The organism is Clavibacter zhangzhiyongii, assembly GCF_014775655.1.
In the GTDB taxonomy this organism is placed as follows: domain Bacteria; phylum Actinomycetota; class Actinomycetes; order Actinomycetales; family Microbacteriaceae; genus Clavibacter; species Clavibacter zhangzhiyongii.
This window is the reverse complement of record NZ_CP061274.1, coordinates 2,651,352-2,669,817: the sequence shown is the minus strand read 5'-3', so window position 1 is coordinate 2,669,817 and position 18,466 is coordinate 2,651,352. Positions and strand designations below refer to the sequence as shown.

The following is an 18,466-nucleotide window of genomic DNA, read 5'->3' as shown; positions in this document are numbered from 1 at the left end:
CCGACGGTGTCAGGCGCGCCGACGGCGTCAGCGGAAGATGATCGTGCGCGCCCCGTCGAGCAGCACGCGGTGCTCCGCGAACCAGCGCACGGCCTGCGTGAGGGTGCGCGACTCCTCGTCCTGGCCGATGGCCATGAGCTCGCGGGCGCTGCGGGAGTGGTCGACGCGCACCACGTTCTGCTCCACGATCGGGCCCTCGTCGAGGTCACTCGTGACGAAGTGCGCGGTCGCGCCGATGAGCTTCACGCCGCGTGCGTGCGCCTGCTTGTAGGGGTTCGCGCCCTTGAAGCCGGGGAGGAAGGAGTGGTGGATGTTGATGATCCGGCCGCTGAGCCGCGCGCACAGCTCGGGGGAGAGGATCTGCATGTAGCGCGCCAGCACCACCAGCTCGACGTCGTGCTCCTCGACCGCGCGGATCACCCGCTCCTCGAACGCCCGCTTCGACGCGTCGTCGGTGACGGGCACGTGCTCGAAGGGCACGCCGTAGAAGCCCGCGAGGTCGGCCAGCTTCCCGTGGTTGCTGAGCACGAGCGGGATCTCGACGGGCAGCTGGCCCGCGCGCTGGCGGAACAGCAGGTCGTTCACGCAGTGCTCGGCGGTGGATCCCAGCACGAGCGTGCGCAGCGGCCGGCCGACCTCGTCGAGGTGCCAGCTGGCGTCGTAGCGCTCGACGACGGCGGCGAGGGCGTCGGCCAGCCGGTCGTCGTCGGCGGCCGTCTGGATCTGCAGGCGCATGAAGAAGCGGCCCGTGTCGGCGCTCGAGAACTGCTGCGACTCGGTGATGTCGCCGCCGGCCTCGACGATCGCGCCGGCGATGGCGTGCACGATCCCGGGGCGGTCGTCGCAGGAGAAGCTGAGGACGCGATGCGGCGGCTGCGCGCGGGTGGCCTGGTCGGTCATCCGTCTAGGCTATTGCCTGGCTGCGCGGATCCCGCCGGCCCCGGGAGCTCTCCCGCCGTCGACGTCCTGTGGGTCTCCATGACGAACACCTCCCCGATCTTCCTGCCCGATCCGGACCGCGCCGCGCACGCCGGCCGGCGCTCGCCGGTGCCGCCGCACGACCCGGCGGACCCCGCCTTCCGCTTCCCCTGGGTCGGCATCCTCACGCTCGCCGCGTGCGTGTTCCTCAGCGTCACGAGCGAGACGCTGCCCACCGGGCTCCTCAGCGAGATGAGCGGCGACCTCGGGGTCGAGGAGTCGCGCGTCGGCCTCCTCGTCTCCGTGTTCGCGATCGCCGTGGTCCTCTCCAGCGCGCCGCTCGCCGCCCTCACCCGCCGGGTGCCGCGGCACGCGCTGCTCCTCGCGGTGCTCGCGGTCTTCGCGACGAGCAACCTGCTCACCGCCCTCGCGCCCACGTTCGAGCTCGTCGTCGCGACGCGCGTGCTCGGCGGCCTCGCGCACGGCCTGTTCTGGGCCGTCGTCGGCGCCTACTCGGCGCACCTCGTGCCGCCCGCGCTCATCGGCCGGGCCGTCGCGCTCACGGTCGGCGGCGGCAGCCTCGCGTTCGTGCTCGGCGTGCCGCTCGGCACCGCGGCCGGGCAGGCCTTCGGCTGGCGCGCGGCCTTCGCGGGGATCGGCGTGCTCACGCTGCTCGGGATCGTGCTCGTCTGGCGCTTCCTGCCCGCGGTCGGGCGGCCGGCGCGGGAGGCGCCCGTGGCGGCGTCCGCGTCGGGGCGGGTCGGGATCCGGCAGCGCATGGCGGGCCAGGGCGTCGGCGGCGTGCTGTTCGTGTGCCTCACCGCGATGGTCATCATGATCGGCCAGTACGGCTTCTACACGTACGTCGACCCGTTCGTCACGCGCGTGATGGGCATCCCCCCGGAGCAGCTGAGCGCCATGCTCTTCGGCTACGGGATCGCGGGCGCGTTCGGCCTGCTCCTCGCGGGCACCGTGTTCGCCAGCCGGCCGCAGCTGGGCGTGCTCGCGGGGCTCGCGGCGGCAGCGCTCGGGGTCAGCGCGCTGGCGCTCGTGCCCGGGCTCTGGGCGGTCGCGATCCCCGGCTTCCTCCTCTGGGGCCTCGCGTTCGGCGCGATCCCGTCGCTCCTCCAGACGCGCATGCTGCACGCGGCGCACGCGTCCTTCCGCGACACGGCCAGCGCGTTCTACACGACCGCGTTCAACGTCGGCATCGGCGGCGGCGCGCTCGTGGGCGGAGCCCTGCTCGACGGGCTCGGGATCGCGTCGCTGCCCGGCGCGTACCTCGTGGTGATGGCGGTGGCAGCCGTGCTCGTCGTCGGATCCGCGGGCCGGGCCGCCCGCGGTCGCGCCGCCTCCGCGCGCACCGCCGGCTGACCTCCGCGGCGGCGTCGTCCGCGGCGGCGGCGTCGTCCGCGGCGGGGCGCACGTCGCCTGCGGGAGGATGGAGCCGTGACCACGACCCCCGCGCACCTCGGCCTCCTCCTCGACGTCGACGGCCCCATCGCCAGCCCGATCACCCGCACCCTCGCCATCCCGAGCATCGCGACCGACCTGGTCGAGCTCGCCGCCGCGGGCGTGCCCATCGTCTTCAACACCGGGCGCTCGGACGCCTTCATCCGCGCGCAGGTCGTCGGCCCGCTGATCGACGCGGGGCTGCCGCAGGGCGCGCGCGTGCACGCGGTGTGCGAGAAGGGCGCGTCGTGGTTCTCCATCACGCCCGAGGGCGCGGGGGAGGTGCACGTCGACCGGTCGCTCGCGCTGCCCGAGGCGTACATGCGCGACATGGAGCGGCTCGTCGCCGAGCGCTTCGCCGACTGGATGTTCTTCGACACCACCAAGCACGCGATGGTCTCGCTCGAGCAGCTCACGAGCGTCGCCTCCGCCGACTACCTCCGGGTGCAGCCCGACCTCGACGCGCGCGCGGTCGAGATGCTCACGGCGCACGGGCTCGGCTCGGTGCTCGAGGGCGTCGAGGTGCCCGACGCCGACGGGAACGTGCAGGTGCGCGTGGATCCCACCATCATCTCGACCGACGTCGAGTCCGTCCGCCTCGGCAAGGACCTCGGCGCCGCCCGCGCGCTCGAGCTGCTCGCCGACAGCGGCCCGCTGCCGCTGCGCTGGCGCACGGTCGGCGACTCGCGCACCGACTACGCGATGGCCGGCTGGCTGCACGAGAACGGGCACGAGGTCGCGCACGTCGACGTGCGCCCGGCCGACGGGATCCCCGCGACGCCGTACCCGGTGCTCACGGCCGGCGACCTGATCCACGACGAGGCGGGCGCCGCGCTGCTCGCGCAGTGGGTGCGCATCGTGCGCGGCGAGGCGGACGACGACTCCGCGTTCCTCGCGCCGGGGCGCTCCGCGAGCTGATCCGCTCGGACGGCCGCCGCGGCCGTCGCGCTCGTCGCGCTCGCCGCGCCCGCCCCGCTCGCCGCGGAACCCGAGGGCCCGTCCGATCCCGGACGGGCCCTTCCTTGTGTGCGCGAACGGATGTTAGCCTCGGCTAACACTTCGACGGAGAGGCCGCCATGACCCGCACCGCCCCCGAGCGCCGCGTGCGCCGGCCCGTCACGGGTCCGCGGCTCGTGCTCCTGCTCGGGCCGGCGTTCGTCGCGGCCATCGCGTACGTGGATCCCGGCAACGTCGCCGCGAACCTCACCGCGGGCGCGCGCTACGGCTACCTGCTGGTGTGGGTGCTCGTCGCGGCCAACCTCATCGCCGTGCTCGTGCAGTACCAGTCGGCGAAGCTCGGCCTCGTCACGGGGAGCAGCCTCCCCGAGCTCCTCGGCCGGCGGCTGCCGACCGCCCGCCGCCGCGCGTTCTGGGTGCAGGCGGAGCTGATCGCCGCGGCCACCGACCTCGCGGAGGTCATCGGCGGGGCCATCGCGCTGCACCTGCTGTTCGGGATCCCGCTGGTGGCGGGCGGCGTGATCGTCGGCCTCGTCTCCATCGGCCTGCTCGCCGTGCAGTCCCGGCACGGGCAGCGGCCGTTCGAGCTCGTGATCGGCGCGCTGCTGCTCGTGATCACGGTCGGGTTCCTCACGGGCCTCGTCGTGAGCCCGCTGTCGGCGTCCGGCATCGCCGGCGGGCTGCTCCCGCGCTTCGACGGGCCGGACAGCGTGCTGCTGGCCGCGAGCATGCTCGGCGCGACCGTGATGCCGCACGCCGTCTACCTGCACTCCTCGCTCAGCCGCGACCGGCACGGGGTCCAGACGGACGACGGCGTGCTCCGGCGGCTGCTCCGCGCGACGCGCTGGGACGTGATCACCGCGCTCGCCGTGGCCGGCGCCGTCAACATCTCGATGCTCCTCATCGCGGCCGCGAGCCTCGGCGGCGTGCCCGGCACCGACTCGATCGAGGGCGCGCACGCGGCCATCACGGCCTCCCTCGGGCCGGTCGTCGGCGTCGTGTTCGCGGTGGGGCTCCTCGCGTCGGGCCTCGCGTCGACCTCGGTCGGCGCCTACGCGGGCGCGGCGATCATGGGCGGGCTGCTGCACGTCAAGGTGCCGCTCCTCGCGCGCCGCGTGGTGACGCTCATCCCGGCGCTCGCGATCCTCGCGATCGGCGTCGAGCCGACCACCGCGCTCGTCGTGAGCCAGGTGGTGCTGAGCATCGGGATCCCGTTCGCGCTCGTGCCGCTCATCCGCCTCACGGGCGACCGCCGCGTGATGGGCGACCACGTCGACCGGCCGCTCACGCGGATCGCGGCGTGGGTCGCGGTGTCGCTCGTGGTGGTGCTGAACGTGGCGCTCGTGGTGCTGACCGTCACGGGCTGACGCCGCCGGCCGGACCCGCGGATCAGCCCGCGTCGGAGACCCAGACCGCGGACGCCGCGGCGGCCGTGAGCGGGCGGCCGGCGGATCCGTCGACCGTGACGACCACGGCGGCGGGCGTCGACGCGGCGGGCGTCGACGCGTCGGCGGAGGCGGACCGCACGAGCGTCGCGTCGAGCCCGATGCCGTGCTCGGCGAGCTCGCGCAGGAGCCGCGGGTCCTCGTCGGAGATGCGGCGCACGCGCAGCGGCCGGTCGGCCACGGCGTCCGCGAGCACGGTCGCGTCGGGCAGGTGCGGCTCGCCGTCGGCCGAGGGGATGGGGTCGCCGTGCGGATCCCTGGACGGGTGCCCGAGGTGCGCGTCGATGCGCGCCACGAAGTCGTCGGAGACCGCGTGCTCGAGCACCTCGGCCTCGTCGTGCACCTCGTCCCAGCCGTAGCCGAGCGCCTCCACGAGGAACGTCTCGAGCAGGCGGTGGCGGCGCACCATCTGGATCGCGTGCCGGCGGCCGTCGGAGGTGAGCTCGATGCTGCCGTACGGCCGGTGCTCGACGAGGCCCTGCGCGGTGAGGCGGCGGAGGCCGTCGGACGCGGTGGCGGGACGGATCCCGAGCCGCTCGGCGAGGCGCGTCACGGTGACGGGCTGCTCGGACCACTCGGTGGCGGTCCAGATGAGCTTGAGGTAGTCCTGCGCGGCGCTGGAGAGCTCGTCGACGGACATGCGCCCATGGTACCGACGGCGATCCGGCCGCCCGGGCGCGCGCGGAGCATGCTGGACGGGACCCCGGGCAGCGACGCCCCGGGCGGATCCGATGGAGGAACCACATGCAGTACCGGAATCTCGGGAACAGCGGCGCGGTCGTCTCGACCTACGCGCTCGGCACCATGACCTTCGGCGCGGAGGCGGACGAGGAGACCTCGGGCCGCATCCTCGAGGCGTACGTCGAAGGCGGCGGCACGTTCATCGACACGGCCGACGTCTACACGTCGGGCGTCTCGGAGGAGATCGTCGGGCGCTGGCTGAAGGCGCACCCGGCCGAGGCCGACCAGCTCGTCGTCGCCACGAAGGGCCGCTTCCCGATGGGGGAGGGGAACAACGACGTCGGCACCTCGCGCCGCCACCTCACCCGCGCGCTCGACGACTCGCTCCGGCGCCTCGGCGTCGACACGATCGACCTGTACCAGATGCACGCGTGGGACGCCGTGACGCCGCTCGAGGAGACCCTGCGCTTCCTCGACGACGCCGTGCGCGCCGGCAAGATCTCGTACTACGGCTTCTCCAACTACCTGGGCTGGCAGCTGACGAAGGCCGTGGGGCTCGCGAAGGCGCTCGGGTACACGCCGCCCGTGACGCTGCAGCCGCAGTACAGCCTGCTCGTGCGCGAGATCGAGTCGGAGATCGTGCCCGCGTCGCTCGACGCCGGCATCGGCCTGCTGCCCTGGTCGCCGCTCGCGGGCGGCTGGCTCACCGGCAAGTACCGCCGCGACGAGACGCCGACCGGGGCCACCCGCCTCGGCGAGGACCCGGAGCGCGGCATGGAGGCGTTCACGCCGCGGAACGGCCAGGAGCGCACGTGGGCGATCCTCGACGAGGTGCGGCGGATCGCCGACGCGCACGGGTCCAGCTCCGCCCGCGTGTCGCTCGCGTGGCTGGAGGCGCAGCCGGCGGTGACCAGCGTGATCCTCGGCGCCCGCACGGTCGAGCAGCTCGAGGACAACATGGCATCCGCCGACCTCGCGCTCACGGCCGACGAGATCGCGTCGCTCAGCGCGGTGAGCGCACCCGTGGTGTCCGAGTACCCGTACGGCCCGGCCGGCGTGCAGCAGCGCCACCGCGCGATCGACGTGCGCGGCTGATCCCGCCGCCGGTCGTCCCCGCGTCCGCTCCGGCGGGACGGGGGCGGCCGGCCCCGGGCGCCCGCGGCGTGATCCGCACCCGCGGCACGTGCCGCCGCACCACGACCTCGAGGGTCAGCTGCCCGCGCCGGGCGAGGACCGCGGCCACGACGACGGCCGCGACGGCGGGCACGCCGCCCGAGACGACCATGCCGACGTGCACTCCCCACGCCTCGACGATCCCGCCCATGAGCGGACCGCCGACGGCCTGGCCGCCGAGCAGCACGAGCACGTAGACGCTCATCACCCGGCCGCGGATGGCGACGTTGCTGGAGAGCTGCACGAGCGAGTTCGCCGCGGTCTGGAACAGCAGCGACGCCATGCCGACCGTCACGAGCACGGCCGCGAACGGCGCGATCCCCGGCATGAGGCCCGCCGTCGCCTGCAGCAGGCCCGTGATCCCGACGCCGACCACGATGGTCCGCAGCCGCACGGTCGCCCGCCGCGTCGAGAGCAGCGCGCCCGTGAGCGCGCCGATCGCGACCATCGAGTTGAAGAGGCCGTAGCCGCCGGCACCCACGTCGTACACGTCGCTCGCGAACGCCGCGAGGAGCACGGGCATGGTCAGCCCGAAGACGCTGAACACGGCCACGAGCACGACGGGCCAGAGGATGGTCGGCTTCGACCGCGCGTACCGGAGGCCCTCCGCGAGCTGGCCGCGGCGGCGCGGGGCGGGCGGGATGCGGATGAGGTCGCGCGTCCTCAGGCTCCACAGCGTGAGCACCACGACGACGCACGCGACCGCGTTGATCGCGAACGACCAGCCGGCGCCGACCGCGAGCAGCAGGACCCCGCTGAGCGCCGGACCCACCATGCCGCCGAGCTGGAACACCGACGAGTTGACGCTGATGGCGTTCCGCAGGTGCTGCTGCCCGACGATCTCGGTGACGAACACCTGGCGCGCCGGGTTGTCGATCACCGTCACCAGCCCGGTCGCGAACGCGATGGCGAAGATGTGCCACGCCTCGACCGCACCCGACAGGGTGAGCACGGCGAGCAGCGCGCTGAGGAGCGCGTAGGTGCCCTGGGTGATCATCATCAGCATCCGCTTCGAGCACCGGTCGACGATGACGCCGCCGAGCAGGCCGAACAGCAGCATGGGCGCGAACTGCATCGCGACCGTGATGCCGACCGCGGTGACGCTGCCGGTGAGCTCGAGCACGAGCCAGTCCTGGGCGATGCGCTGCATCCAGCCCGAGGTCATGGCGATGACGTTGGAGGCCGTGAACCGGCGGAAGTTCGGCACGCTCAGGGCGATGAGCGTGTGGCGCCACGGCGGGCGGCGGGTCTGGATCGGGAGCGGGGCGGTCGGGGGGAAGGCGTTCGGCGGGGGTGTCATGTGTCCTGCGGGGTGCGTTGCGTATGAGCGGATCGGTTCTGCATGGGTGCGGCCCTCCGTGGGCCGACTCCGACGCTACCCGCGGGCTTCCCATTCGGATCCCGTCTCGACATGATGAGTGGCATCACGCATTCGAATGGCCGGGAGGCGCCGTGCTCGATCCCACCCTGCTGCGGACCTTCCTCGCCGTCGCCGACACCCGCAGCTTCACGCAGGCGGCCGCGCGCCTCGGCATCAGCCAGCCGACCGTGAGCCAGCAGGTGCGCCGGCTCGAGCGCTCCGTCGACCGCACCCTCATCGCGCGCGACACCCGTGCCATGCGCCTCACCGACGCGGGCGACGCCATGGCCGGGTTCGCGCGCACGATCCTCGCCGCGCATCAGGCGGCGGAGAGCTACTTCGGCGGATCCGCGGTGAGCGGCCGCCTGCGCTTCGGCACCGCGGACGACCTCGCGATCACGCAGCTGCCGCGGATCCTGCGCCACTTCCGGCAGCTGCACCCGCAGATCGAGCTGGAGCTCACGGTCACGCAGAGCGGGCCGCTGCACCGGCGGCTGCTGGCGGGCCAGCTCGACCTGATCCTCACCAAGACCACCGTCGACGAGCAGCCCGGCGCGCAGCTCGTCGGCCGCGACCGGATGGTGTGGGTGGGCCTCGAGCGCACGCTCGTGGAGGCGGGCGCGACCGTGCCGCTCATCGCGTACCGCGCCCCGAGCATCAGCCGGCAGATGGCGATGGACGCGCTCGAGCGCGCGGGCCGCACCTGGCGCATCACGTGCAGCACGCGCGACGTGAACGGCGTGCTCGCGGCCGTGCGTGCCGGCATGGGCGTCGCGGTGCTGCCGCAGGCGCTGATCCCGACCGACCTCGTGAAGGTCACCGCGCGCCTCGGCCTGCCGGAGCTCGACGAGGTGGACTACGTGCTGATGGACAACTTGGCGGGGCCGCGGGCCTCCATCGACGCGCTCACCTCGGCGATCATGTCGCGCGGGGTGGCGCGGGCCAGCTGACGCGGGACGCGCGACCCGCCGGGTCCGCTACCAGCGGGCGACGGGCGGGAGGCCGTCGTCGGCGAGCCCGGCGTCGCGGGTGCGGGCGCGTCCGCGGCGTCCGCGCCCGCGGGTGCCGGGCTGGTGCGGGGGCTCGGGCTTGTCGGGGTCCGCCGCGGGGTCGCCGGGCTGTTCGAGCTGCAGGGCGAGGGCGCGCAGCCGCTCGTCCATCTCGGCGTGCGCGGCGGTGGCCTGGTCGAGGCGCACGCGCTCCTCGTCGACGTCGGCGGGCACCCGGGTGGCCTCGTCGAGCGGCATCGCGTCGGCCTCGGCCTCGGCGAGGCGGCGGGCGCGGCGACGCGCGGCCAGGATCCCGAAGACGCCGACCGCGATCTGGAACATGCCGAGCCAGCCGGACGCGTCGTTCACGGGGGCGAGCACGTGCCAGGCGCCGAGCGCGATCCAGCCGATGTTGACCCACATGGGCCAGGCGAAGCCGCCGGCGCCGCGTGGGCTCCCCGGAGGCCGACCCGTGCCGCGTCCCTCGTCGCTCATGCCGTTCCTCCGTGCCGACCCGCCTGTGACTGCGAGTGTGTCACGGCAGGTCGAGAGCCGCCTGGAGCCAGACGAAGGTGCGCGGGCTGAGGACGATGCCCTTGGTGAGGCGGAGGCGCTCGTCGCGCACCAGGTCGACGGCGTGCTCCGCGAACCCGCCGAGCGTCTCGGCGGACACCGTCGCGGGCTCGTCGCCGAGGTTGGCGAGCACGAGCACCGTGCCGTCCTCGTGCGGGCGCTGGTAGCCGAGGACGTGCGGGTCGTTGGCGTGGAAGCCGAGGATCCGCGTGCCGGCGAGGGCGGGCGTCGCGCGGCGGACCGCGACGAGCCGGCGGAGCCCGGCGTGGATCACGCCCGTGCTCGTGGTGCGGTCGTCGCGCTGGTCGTAGCGCTCGAAGGGGTAGAGCGGGCGGTTGACCCAGCGGCTGTCCTCGGCGTGCGCCTCGACGTCGTCGTAGCCGTAGTCGTTGAGCTGGCCGACCTCGTCGCCGAGCACGATCAGCGGGAGGCCGCCGGTGCTGAGGGCGATGGAGTGGGCGAGGAGGATCCGCTCGACCGCGCCCGGGTCGTCCTGCTCGAGGCCCGCGAGGGAGGCGGTGGTGCCGGCGACCGCGCCGTCGGCGTGCCGGACGCCGCGCGCGTGGCTGCCGGGGAAGCGGCCCACGTGGTAATCGGCGAGGAAGCGGCGGTGCTCGTCGGGGTCGATGCCGAGGGCGCGCGCGTCGTCGTCGTCGAAGGTCCAGCGGAGGGCGTCGTGGCTGCGGACGCGGGCGACCCACGCGGATCCGGCCGGCGCCTCGCCGCGGCGCTCGAGGGCGCGGGCGAGCAGCGCGGGGGAGCGGGTGGCGAGGGCCTCCCAGACGAGCGCGGGGAGGGCGGGGTCGTCGGCGAGGCGCACGGCGTCGCCGTCGAGGAGCGCGGCGGGCGCGTGCGGGTCGGCGTCGGCGGCGACCGCCAGGGCGAGGGCGGGGGCCAGGCGGCGGCCGAGCACGCCGATCGCGCGGAGGAGGGCGGCGCCCGCGGCGTCGTCGCGTCCGCCGAGGACGGCGGCCGCGTCGACGCGCACGACGTCGGCGCCCGAGGCGGCCAGGGCGACGGCCTCGACGGCGGCGGAGCGGATCCGGTCGGCGCGCGATGCGTCGGTGAGCCCGGAGGAGAGGTCGACCGCGAGCGTGAGACCCGCGTCGTGGAGCGCGTCGGCGAGGTCGGCGAGGTCGGCGGCGGATCCGAGGCCCGGCCGCACGCGCACGCCCGGCGCGAGCAGAGCGTCGGTGTCGTCGTCGGCCGGCGCCGCGACGGGCGTCACGTGCAGGTGCGTCAGGCCGAGCTCGCGGAGGTACGGGACGCGGGCGGCGAGGCCGCGCAGGTCGTCGGCGTAGCGGTCGACGTAGCAGACGCCGCCGGTGCGGCGGTCGAGGTCGAGGTCGGTGGGGGATCCGGCCGCGGGGGCGCGTCGGGCGCGCACCTCGCGGAGGTCGGCGGCCAGCGCGTCGGCGAGGGCGTCGGCCTCGTCGCCCACGAGCGGGCGGAGGTCGGCGGCGAGCGCGTCGCGGTCCACCGGGGGCGCGTCGACGGGGGCGCCGTCCGCGTGCGCGTCGTCGTCGCGGTCGTGTCCGCCTGCCGCGGGATCGGTCGTGAGCGCTGCGCTCCCCATGCTCGGTCCTTCCTCCGCATACGGCGGGCACCGTCGCCCGACCCCTCGATCCTACGGGCGAGGGGCGCTCGTGACCGGCCCATCCATTCGTGCCCTTCGCTTTTCCTCGCTCGGCGGCCAGGCGCGCGCCCGAGCGGGCACCGGTCGCACGCCCGTGCGCCTCGCGCCCGCGCGCCCGCCCGGGTAGGCTCGACGACGTCGCGACTGGCGTTCGGATGGGTCACCATCGGGGAGCGACTCACACGGTTGGTGGCCGTACGCCTGGGCCACGACGCATCCATTCGTCCACCGTGCTCAAGGAGTCCCATGCCCGTCGACCAGTCCTTCAACGCCCCCCTCTCCGAGGTCGATCCCGAGATCGCGGCCGTGCTCGAGCAGGAGCTCGGCCGCCAGCGCGGCACCCTCGAGATGATCGCCAGCGAGAACTTCGTGCCGCGCGCGGTGCTGCAGTCGCAGGGGTCCGTGCTCACCAACAAGTACGCGGAGGGCTACCCGGGCCGCCGCTACTACGGCGGCTGCGAGTTCGTCGACGTCGCCGAGCAGCTCGCTATCGACCGCGCGAAGAGCCTGTTCGGCGCGGAGTTCGCCAACGTCCAGCCGCACTCGGGCGCCACGGCGAACGCGGCCGTCCTCGCCGCCATCGCGCAGCCCGGCGACACGATCCTCGGCCTCGAGCTCGCGCACGGCGGCCACCTCACGCACGGCATGAAGCTCAACTTCTCCGGCAAGCTCTACGACGCCGCGGCCTACGGCGTGGACCCCGACACCTTCCTCATCGACATGGACGTCGTGCGCGAGAAGGCGCTCGAGCACCGCCCGCAGGTCATCATCGCCGGCTGGTCGGCGTACCCCCGGCACCTCGACTTCGCGGCGTTCCGCTCCATCGCGGACGAGGTCGGCGCGAAGCTCTGGGTCGACATGGCGCACTTCGCCGGGCTCGTCGCCGCCGGCGTCCACCCCTCGCCCGTCCCCTACGCGGACGTCGTCTCCTCCACCGTGCACAAGACCCTCGCGGGTCCCCGGTCGGGCGTGATCCTCAGCCGCGACACCGCGCTCGCCAAGAAGCTCAACTCGGCCGTGTTCCCGGGCCAGCAGGGCGGGCCGCTCATGCACGTCATCGCGGCCAAGGCCACGGCGTTCAAGATCGCCGCCACGGAGGAGTTCGCGGACCGCCAGCGCCGCACCATCCAGGGCGCGCAGATCCTCGCCGAGCGCCTCACGGCCGCCGACTCCACCGAGGCCGGCGTCTCCGTGCTCACCGGCGGCACCGACGTGCACCTCGTGCTCGCCGACCTCCGCCACTCCGAGATCGACGGCAAGCAGGCCGAGGACGCGCTGCACGAGGTCGGCATCACGGTCAACCGCAACTCGGTGCCGTTCGACCCGCGCCCGCCGATGGTCACCTCCGGCGTCCGCATCGGCACGTCGGCGCTCGCGACCCGCGGCTTCGGCGAGGCGGAGTTCACCGAGGTCGCGGACGTCATCGCCGAGACCCTGAAGCCCGGCAGCGACCTCGCGAGCCTGCGCGCCCGCGTGCTCACGCTCACCGACGGCTTCCCGCTCTACGAGGGCCTCACCCAGTGACCGCGGTCGTGCTCGACGGCGTCGCCACCGCGTCGGCCGTCAAGTCCGAGCTGGCCGTGCGGATCCGCGCGCTCCGGGAGCAGGGCCTCGTGCCCGGCCTCGGCACGCTGCTCGTGGGCGACGACCCCGGATCGCGCTCGTACGTCGCGGGCAAGCACCGCGACTGCGCCGAGGTGGGCATCGAGTCCATCCGCGTCGACCTCCCGGCCGACGCGAGCGAGGCCGACGTGCGCCAGGCCATCGAGCGCCTGAACTCCGACCCGGCCGTCACCGGCTACATCGTGCAGCTGCCGCTGCCCGCGGGCATCGACGAGAACGCGATGCTCGAGCTCATCGACCCGTCGAAGGACGCGGACGGCCTGCACCCGACGAACCTCGGGCGCCTCGTGCTCGGCGTGCAGGGCGAGCTGACCTCGCCGCTGCCGTGCACGCCCGCGGGCATCGTCGAGATGCTCCAGCGCTACGACGTGCCCATCGCCGGCCAGCACGTGGTCGTCGTCGGCCGCGGCCTCACGGTCGGGCGCCCGCTCGGCCTGCTGCTCACGCGCAAGGGCCTCGACGCCACCGTCACGCTCACGCACTCGCGCACGCGCGACCTCGAGCAGGAGGTCCGCCGGGCGGACATCGTGGTCGCGGCCGTCGGCGTCGCGCACCTCATCCGGCCCGAGTGGGTGAAGCCGGGCGCCGCGGTGCTCGACGTCGGGATCACGCGCGTCGTGGATCCCGAGACCGGCACGGCGCGCCTCACGGGCGACGTGGACCCGGCCGTCGCCGAGGTCGCCGGGCACCTGTCGCCGAACCCGCGCGGCGTGGGTCCGATGACGCGCGCGATGCTGCTCGTCAACGTGGTGCTGGCCGCCGAGCGCGACGCGCGCCTGGCCGCCGAGCTGCGCGGCTGACGGCGCTCGCCGCGACGACGCTCGACTCGACCGTGCGGCGGCGATGCAGGAGGGGACGGCCGGTCAGGCCGTCCCCTCCTCGCGTCCGGGGTCCGTCGACGCGGCCAGGAGCACGGCCGGCGTCGGGATCGTGCCGGAGTGCAGCCGCGCGTTCTCCACGTAGTGCGCGGCGTTCGCCCGGAGCCCCGCGACCTCCTCGTCCGTGAGCTCGCGCCGCACCCTGCCGGGCACGCCCGCCACGAGCGAGCGCGGCGGGATGCTCTGCCCTTCCAACACCACCGTGCCGCCCGCGAGCAGCGACTCCCGGCCCACGACCGCGCCGTTCATCACGGTGGCGGACATGCCGACGATGCAGTCGTCCTCGACGGTGCAGCCGTGCAGCACCGCGTTGTGGCCGACGCTCACGCCCGTGCCGACGGTGAGCGGGAAGCCCGCGTCGACGTGGCAGCTCACGTTGTCCTGCAGGTTGGAGCCCGCGCCGATCACGATGTCCGCGGCCTCGGCGCGCAGCACGGCGTTGAACCAGACGCTGGATCCCGCCGCGAGGGTCACCCGGCCGACGACGCGCGCCCCCGCCGCCACGAGGGCGTCGGGGGCGATGTCGGGCGCGGGCGATCCGGGGAGCGCGCGGACGGTGGCCTGGGGGTCGACGGTCATGCCGCCAGGGTAGGCCGCGGGCGTCAGGCGAGGCGGTGCATCCGCGTGCCGCGCTCCATCGGCGTGAAGCCCGCGGCGACGTACGCGTCCCACGGCGCGCGGTAGTAGGGAAGCGGGGAGGCGTTGATGAAGACGTCGCGGCCGCCCAGCTCGCCGACCCGGCGGCACACGTCGAGCGCGAGGGTCTGCGCGAGGCCCCTGCGGCGGTGCGCGGGCACGACGCCGAGCGGCTCGAGCTCCGCCCAGCCGGTCGCCGGGTCGAGCCACGCCGTGCAGGTGCCGGCGAGCGATCCGTCGGGGGCCTCGATCACGAGGTCCAGGTCGCGCCGGTAGACGGCCGCGGTCTGCATGGCCGCGTAGCCGACCGCGTCGAAGCGGCTCTCGGCAGCCGGGTCGATGCCCTCGCCGGATCCGTCGGTGAAGGGCAGCTCGACCGGCTTCCACGCCCGTCGGTGCGCGTCGACCTTGGCCTGCTCCTCGCCCTCCGCGACCGGGCGGATGCGGTAGCCCGCGGGCGGCCGCGCGCCCGTGTCGCGAGCGGCGTGGCGGAGGCCGGCGAGCGGGACGGCCTCGTCGACGAAGCCGCGGCCGGCGAGGATCCCGCGCAGCCGGTCCTGCCCGCGGTGGACGGCGACGCTCGTGCGCCCGTCGCCGGCTGCGTCGAGGAGCCACCCGGCCAGCAGGTCGGTGGTGGCGTCGTCGCCGGGCGCGCACTCGACGCGCGCGTCGTCCGGCGAGGAGGCGGCCCAGCCGATCGGCGCACCGGCGTCGTCGCGCACCACGGCGATCCGCTCGGACAGCTGCCCGGTGGACGCCTCCCACGCGAATCCGCCGGGGTGCGTGGAGGCGGGGAACCACGTGGACAGCGCGAGCGCGATGTCGCGGACGGCGTCGTCGAGGTCGCCCGTGATCTCGGTCAGGCCCGCGGGAGCTCGTGTCATGCCGCCGAGCCTACGGCGCCCCAACCGAGCGGGCCGCGCCCTACTGCTCCGCCTTCGCCCCGTCCGACGGCGTGACCGTGAAGACGGTCGGTCCCGTGTAGCCGTGCTCCGCGAAGGCGCCGTCGATCGCGACCTGGAGCCGCGAGAGCGAGTCGACGTCGATGAGCGCGATGGCCGATCCGCCGAAGCCGCCGCCCGTCATCCGCGCGCCGATCGCGCCCTCGTTCTGCGCGACCTCGACCGCGAGGTCGAGCTCCGGGACGCTGATCTCGAAGTCGTCGCGCATCGAGCGGTGGCTCGCGTCGAGCAGCTCGCCGATGGCGCGCGGGCCCTCCTCGCGGAGCGCGCGCACGGTGTCGAGCACGCGCTGGTTCTCGGTGACGATGTGGCGCACGCGGCGGAACGTCTCGTCGTCGAGCACCTCGCGGGCGCGCACCAGGTCGTCGACCGAGAGGTCGCGCAGCGTCGCGACGCCCATGAGGCGGGCGCCCAGCTCGCACGACTCGCGGCGCGCGCGGTAGCCGCCGTCGGCGTGCGCGTGGGCGACGTGGGTGTCGATCACGGCGATGGTGAGGCCGGCGGCCTCGAGCCCGAGCGGGATGACCTCCGCCTCGAGCGAGCGGCAGTCGAGGAACACGCCCGCGTCCTGCCGGCCGAGGAGGCTCGCGGACTGGTCCATGATCCCGGTCGGCGCGCCCACGATCTCGTTCTCCGCGAGCTGCCCCACCGCGGCGAGCGTCTGCCGGTCGAGGCCGAGCCGCCAGATGTCGTCGAGCGCGAGGGCGATGGATCCCTCGAGCGCGGCCGACGAGGACAGGCCGGCGCCCACGGGCACGTCGCTGTCGATGAACACGTCGAAGCCGGGCACGGCGGCGAGGTCGGCCCCGCGCTGGCCGAGGGCCCACGCGACGCCGAGCGGGTAGGCCTGCCACCCCTCGATGCGCTCGCCCGTGAGGTCGGCGAGGCGCGCCTCCACGACGTCGTCGGAGAAGGAGCTGGCCAGGCGGATACGGTCGTCGTCCCGCGGTGCGAGCGCGATGACCGTGCGCCGGTCGATGGCGAACGGGAACACGAACCCGGCGTTGTAGTCGGTGTGCTCGCCGATGAGGTTCACGCGCCCGGGCGATGACCACACGCCGTGCGGCTCGCGGTCGAAGCTGGCGCGGAATCCCTCGCGCACGTCGTCTCGGATGTCGGTCATGCGTCCTCCACTGCCTTCCGGATCATCTCGGCCGCCTTCTCGGGCGGCACGTCGCCGATCCAGGCGCCCATGGCCGCCTCGGATCCGGCCAGGAACTTGAGCTTGTCGGCCGCGCGGCGCGGCGACGTGATCTGCAGCATCAGCCGGATCTCGTCGCGGTGCGCGTCCACGGGCGCCTGGTGCCACGCCGCGATGTACGGCGTGGGGGTGTCGTACAGCCGGTCCATCCCCTGCAGCAGCTTCAGGTACATCGTCGCCAGCTCGTCGCGCTCCGCGTCCGTCGTCTCGGCGAGGTCGGGCACGTGCCGGTGGGGGAGCAGGTGGATCTCCACGGGCCAGCGCGCCGCGAACGGCACGAACGCGGTGAAGTGCTCGCCGCGGAGCACGACGCGCTCGGACGCCTGCTCGGTCTCGAGGATCCGCTGGAACAGGCCCGGCCCGAACCGCTCGATCGACTCGACGAGCCGGCGCGTGCGCGGCGTGACGTAGGGGTACGAGTAGATCTGCCCGTGCGGGTGGTGCAGCGTGACGCCGATGGCCTCGCCGCGGTTCTCGAACGGGAAGACCTGGCGGATGCCGGGCATCGCGGAGAGGGCGCGCGTGCGCTCGGCCCACGCCTCCACCACGGTGCGGGCGCGCGAGGGGGTGAGGCCGCTGAACGAGCCGGTGTGCGCGGGGCTGAAGCAGACGACCTCGCAGCGGCCGACTGAGGTGCGGGTGCGCTCCACGCCGACGGAGGTGAGGTCGTCGTCGTCGACGGGCGCGTCCACGCCCGCGGTGTCGGCGAGCGCCGGGCCGAAGGACGGCGACTTGTTCTCGAAGACCGCGACGTCGTACATGCTCGGGATCTCGGACGGGTTGGTCGGGCTCGCCGGGGCGAGGGGATCCAGCTCCGCCGGCGGCAGGTGCGCGCGGTTCTGGCGCGCGGCCGCGATGGAGACCCACTCGCCCGTGAGCACGTCCTGCCGCATCGTCGCGGTGGGCGGGCGGGGCGCGGCGGGGCGCGCGTCGACGGCGCGCTCGGGCGGCAGGGTCGTGTCGGCGTCGTCGAAGTAGACGAGCTCGCGGCCGTCGGACAGCAGCGTGCGACGCTGCGTGATCCCGGACGGCGACGTCGTGACGGTCTGGTCGGCATGCATGATCCCTCGATCCTACGGGCTCGCGCGGCTCGGATCTGCGCTCGCGAAAGGCCGCGCTTGCGTTCCGGCAACCGCGTGCGGGAGGCTCGCCGGATGGCCGACGACACCGCCTCCGTCCCCGCGGCGACCCGCCGCTCCCGCATCCTCGAGCGGCTCGCCGACCGCGGCTTCGCGACCGTCTCCGAGCTCGCGGCCGACGCGGGCGTCTCCGCGGTGACGATCCGCGCCGACCTCGACGCGCTCGCCGACTCCGCCGCGGTGCAGCGCGTGCACGGCGGCGCGGTCCTCCGCGCGGGCCTCGCCGCACGCGAGCAGAGCCTCGAGGTGACGCTCGAGTCCGCCGCCGACGCCAAGCGCGCCATCGGGCGGGCCGCCGCCGACCTCGTCGAGAGCGGGCAGAGCGTGCTGCTCGACGTCGGCAGCACGACGCTCCAGGTGGCCCGGGCGCTCGTCGCGCGAGAGGACCTCGTCGACGTCACGGTCATCACGAACGGCCTCACCCTGGCGCTGGAGCTCGAGCGCGCCATGCCCCGCTTCACCGTCGTCGTCACGGGCGGCACCCTGCGCGCGCTGCAGCACAGCCTCGTGGATCCGCTCGCCACCGTCGTCCTCGACCGCCTGCACCCCGACGTGGCGTTCATCGGCTGCAACGGCATCGACGTCGACCGCGGCGTCACGAACGTGAACCTGCCGGAGGCCGAGGTGAAGCGGCGGATGGTGGCGGCCAGCGCCCGGACGGTCGTCGTCGCGGACGGCGCCAAGCTCGGCCGCACGCACCTCGGCGCCGTCGCGCCGCTCGACCTCGTCGACACCCTGCTCACGGACGCCGACGCCGACCCGCACGAGGTCGCCCGGCTGCGCGACGCGGGCCTGCGCGTCGTCGCGGCGGGCGGGTCGTCCGGGGCCGGGCGGCCGTAACGT

At 74.7% G+C, this 18,466-nt stretch carries 17 protein-coding genes and 1 riboswitch; of the genes, 8 read left to right on the top strand and 9 right to left on the bottom strand.

Annotation, left to right across the window (positions count from 1 at the left end):
* Positions 1 to 27: 27 nt before the first annotated feature.
* Positions 28 to 900: a formyltetrahydrofolate deformylase gene (gene purU, locus H9X71_RS12615; protein ID WP_191147406.1), complete on the bottom strand. Its 873-nt coding sequence runs from the start codon at positions 898 to 900 to the stop codon at positions 28 to 30.
* Positions 901 to 978: 78 nt separating this feature from the next.
* Between purU and H9X71_RS12610 the strand changes: the two genes are divergently transcribed.
* The 3 genes from H9X71_RS12610 (at position 979) to H9X71_RS12600 (ending at position 4,694) form a co-directional block, all read left to right on the top strand.
* Positions 979 to 2,292 carry an MFS transporter gene (locus tag H9X71_RS12610; RefSeq protein ID WP_191147405.1) on the top strand — a complete coding sequence of 438 codons (1,314 nt, stop codon included), beginning with the start codon at positions 979 to 981 and terminating at the stop codon, positions 2,290 to 2,292.
* Between the two features lie 75 nt (positions 2,293 to 2,367).
* Complete coding sequence (locus tag H9X71_RS12605) at positions 2,368 to 3,288, top strand: hypothetical protein (protein ID WP_191147404.1); 921 nt, start codon at positions 2,368 to 2,370, stop codon at positions 3,286 to 3,288.
* A 158-nt stretch (positions 3,289 to 3,446) separates the two neighbouring features.
* A complete protein-coding gene (locus H9X71_RS12600) occupies positions 3,447 to 4,694 on the top strand; it encodes an Nramp family divalent metal transporter (protein WP_191147403.1) in 1,248 nt (415 codons plus the stop codon).
* Positions 4,695 to 4,716: 22 nt separating this feature from the next.
* Here H9X71_RS12600 and H9X71_RS12595 read toward each other — a convergent pair whose 3' ends face one another.
* Positions 4,717 to 5,412: a metal-dependent transcriptional regulator gene (locus H9X71_RS12595; protein ID WP_191147402.1), complete on the bottom strand. Its 696-nt coding sequence runs from the start codon at positions 5,410 to 5,412 to the stop codon at positions 4,717 to 4,719.
* Positions 5,413 to 5,516: 104 nt separating this feature from the next.
* Between H9X71_RS12595 and H9X71_RS12590 the strand changes: the two genes are divergently transcribed.
* On the top strand, positions 5,517 to 6,548 hold the full coding sequence (locus H9X71_RS12590) for an aldo/keto reductase (RefSeq protein ID WP_191147401.1): 1,032 nt from the start codon (positions 5,517 to 5,519) through the stop codon (positions 6,546 to 6,548).
* Here H9X71_RS12590 and H9X71_RS12585 read toward each other — a convergent pair.
* On the bottom strand, positions 6,457 to 7,926 hold the full coding sequence (locus H9X71_RS12585; protein WP_191147400.1) for an MFS transporter: 1,470 nt from the start codon (positions 7,924 to 7,926) through the stop codon (positions 6,457 to 6,459). The two genes, H9X71_RS12590 and H9X71_RS12585, sit on opposite strands and share 92 nt — an antisense overlap.
* A 152-nt stretch (positions 7,927 to 8,078) precedes the next feature.
* Between H9X71_RS12585 and H9X71_RS12580 the strand changes: the two genes are divergently transcribed.
* Positions 8,079 to 8,936: a LysR substrate-binding domain-containing protein gene (locus H9X71_RS12580; protein WP_191147399.1), complete on the top strand. Its 858-nt coding sequence runs from the start codon at positions 8,079 to 8,081 to the stop codon at positions 8,934 to 8,936.
* A 27-nt stretch (positions 8,937 to 8,963) separates the two neighbouring features.
* Here H9X71_RS12580 and H9X71_RS12575 read toward each other — a convergent pair whose 3' ends face one another.
* Both H9X71_RS12575 and H9X71_RS12570 read right to left on the bottom strand, forming a co-directional pair.
* Positions 8,964 to 9,470 (bottom strand): hypothetical protein, encoded by a 507-nt coding sequence (locus H9X71_RS12575; protein WP_191147398.1) that lies wholly within the window; start codon positions 9,468 to 9,470, stop codon positions 8,964 to 8,966.
* Between the two features lie 40 nt (positions 9,471 to 9,510).
* A complete protein-coding gene (locus H9X71_RS12570; RefSeq protein WP_191147397.1) occupies positions 9,511 to 11,124 on the bottom strand; it encodes an alpha-amylase family glycosyl hydrolase in 1,614 nt (537 codons plus the stop codon).
* A gap of 190 nt (positions 11,125 to 11,314) precedes the next feature.
* Positions 11,315 to 11,398: riboswitch (ZMP/ZTP riboswitch) on the top strand.
* A 32-nt stretch (positions 11,399 to 11,430) separates the two neighbouring features.
* Between H9X71_RS12570 and glyA the strand changes: the two genes are divergently transcribed.
* Complete coding sequence (gene glyA / locus H9X71_RS12565; RefSeq protein ID WP_191147396.1) at positions 11,431 to 12,708, top strand: serine hydroxymethyltransferase; 1,278 nt, start codon at positions 11,431 to 11,433, stop codon at positions 12,706 to 12,708.
* A complete protein-coding gene (locus H9X71_RS12560; RefSeq protein ID WP_191147395.1) occupies positions 12,705 to 13,607 on the top strand; it encodes a bifunctional methylenetetrahydrofolate dehydrogenase/methenyltetrahydrofolate cyclohydrolase in 903 nt (300 codons plus the stop codon). Before glyA ends, H9X71_RS12560 begins: the two co-directional genes overlap by 4 nt.
* 63 nt (positions 13,608 to 13,670) lie before the next feature.
* Here the strand turns inward: H9X71_RS12560 and H9X71_RS12555 are convergent, their stop codons facing one another.
* The 4 genes from H9X71_RS12555 to galT are packed head-to-tail and all read right to left on the bottom strand — an operon-like array spanning position 13,671 to position 17,545.
* Positions 13,671 to 14,264 (bottom strand): gamma carbonic anhydrase family protein, encoded by a 594-nt coding sequence (locus H9X71_RS12555; RefSeq protein WP_191147394.1) that lies wholly within the window; start codon positions 14,262 to 14,264, stop codon positions 13,671 to 13,673.
* Between the two features lie 23 nt (positions 14,265 to 14,287).
* A complete protein-coding gene (locus H9X71_RS12550; protein ID WP_191147393.1) occupies positions 14,288 to 15,205 on the bottom strand; it encodes a GNAT family N-acetyltransferase in 918 nt (305 codons plus the stop codon).
* A 40-nt stretch (positions 15,206 to 15,245) separates the two neighbouring features.
* Positions 15,246 to 16,406 carry a galactokinase gene (gene galK / locus H9X71_RS12545; protein WP_191147392.1) on the bottom strand — a complete coding sequence of 387 codons (1,161 nt, stop codon included), beginning with the start codon at positions 16,404 to 16,406 and terminating at the stop codon, positions 15,246 to 15,248.
* Entirely contained in the window at positions 16,403 to 17,545 is a 1,143-nt protein-coding gene (galT, locus tag H9X71_RS12540; RefSeq protein ID WP_191147391.1) for a galactose-1-phosphate uridylyltransferase, read from the bottom strand. Before galT ends, galK begins: the two co-directional genes overlap by 4 nt.
* Before the next feature lie 93 nt (positions 17,546 to 17,638).
* Here galT and H9X71_RS12535 point away from each other — a divergent pair, with 93 nt between their 5' ends.
* On the top strand, positions 17,639 to 18,463 hold the full coding sequence (locus tag H9X71_RS12535) for a DeoR/GlpR family DNA-binding transcription regulator (RefSeq protein ID WP_191147390.1): 825 nt from the start codon (positions 17,639 to 17,641) through the stop codon (positions 18,461 to 18,463).
* Positions 18,464 to 18,466 lie beyond the last annotated feature (3 nt).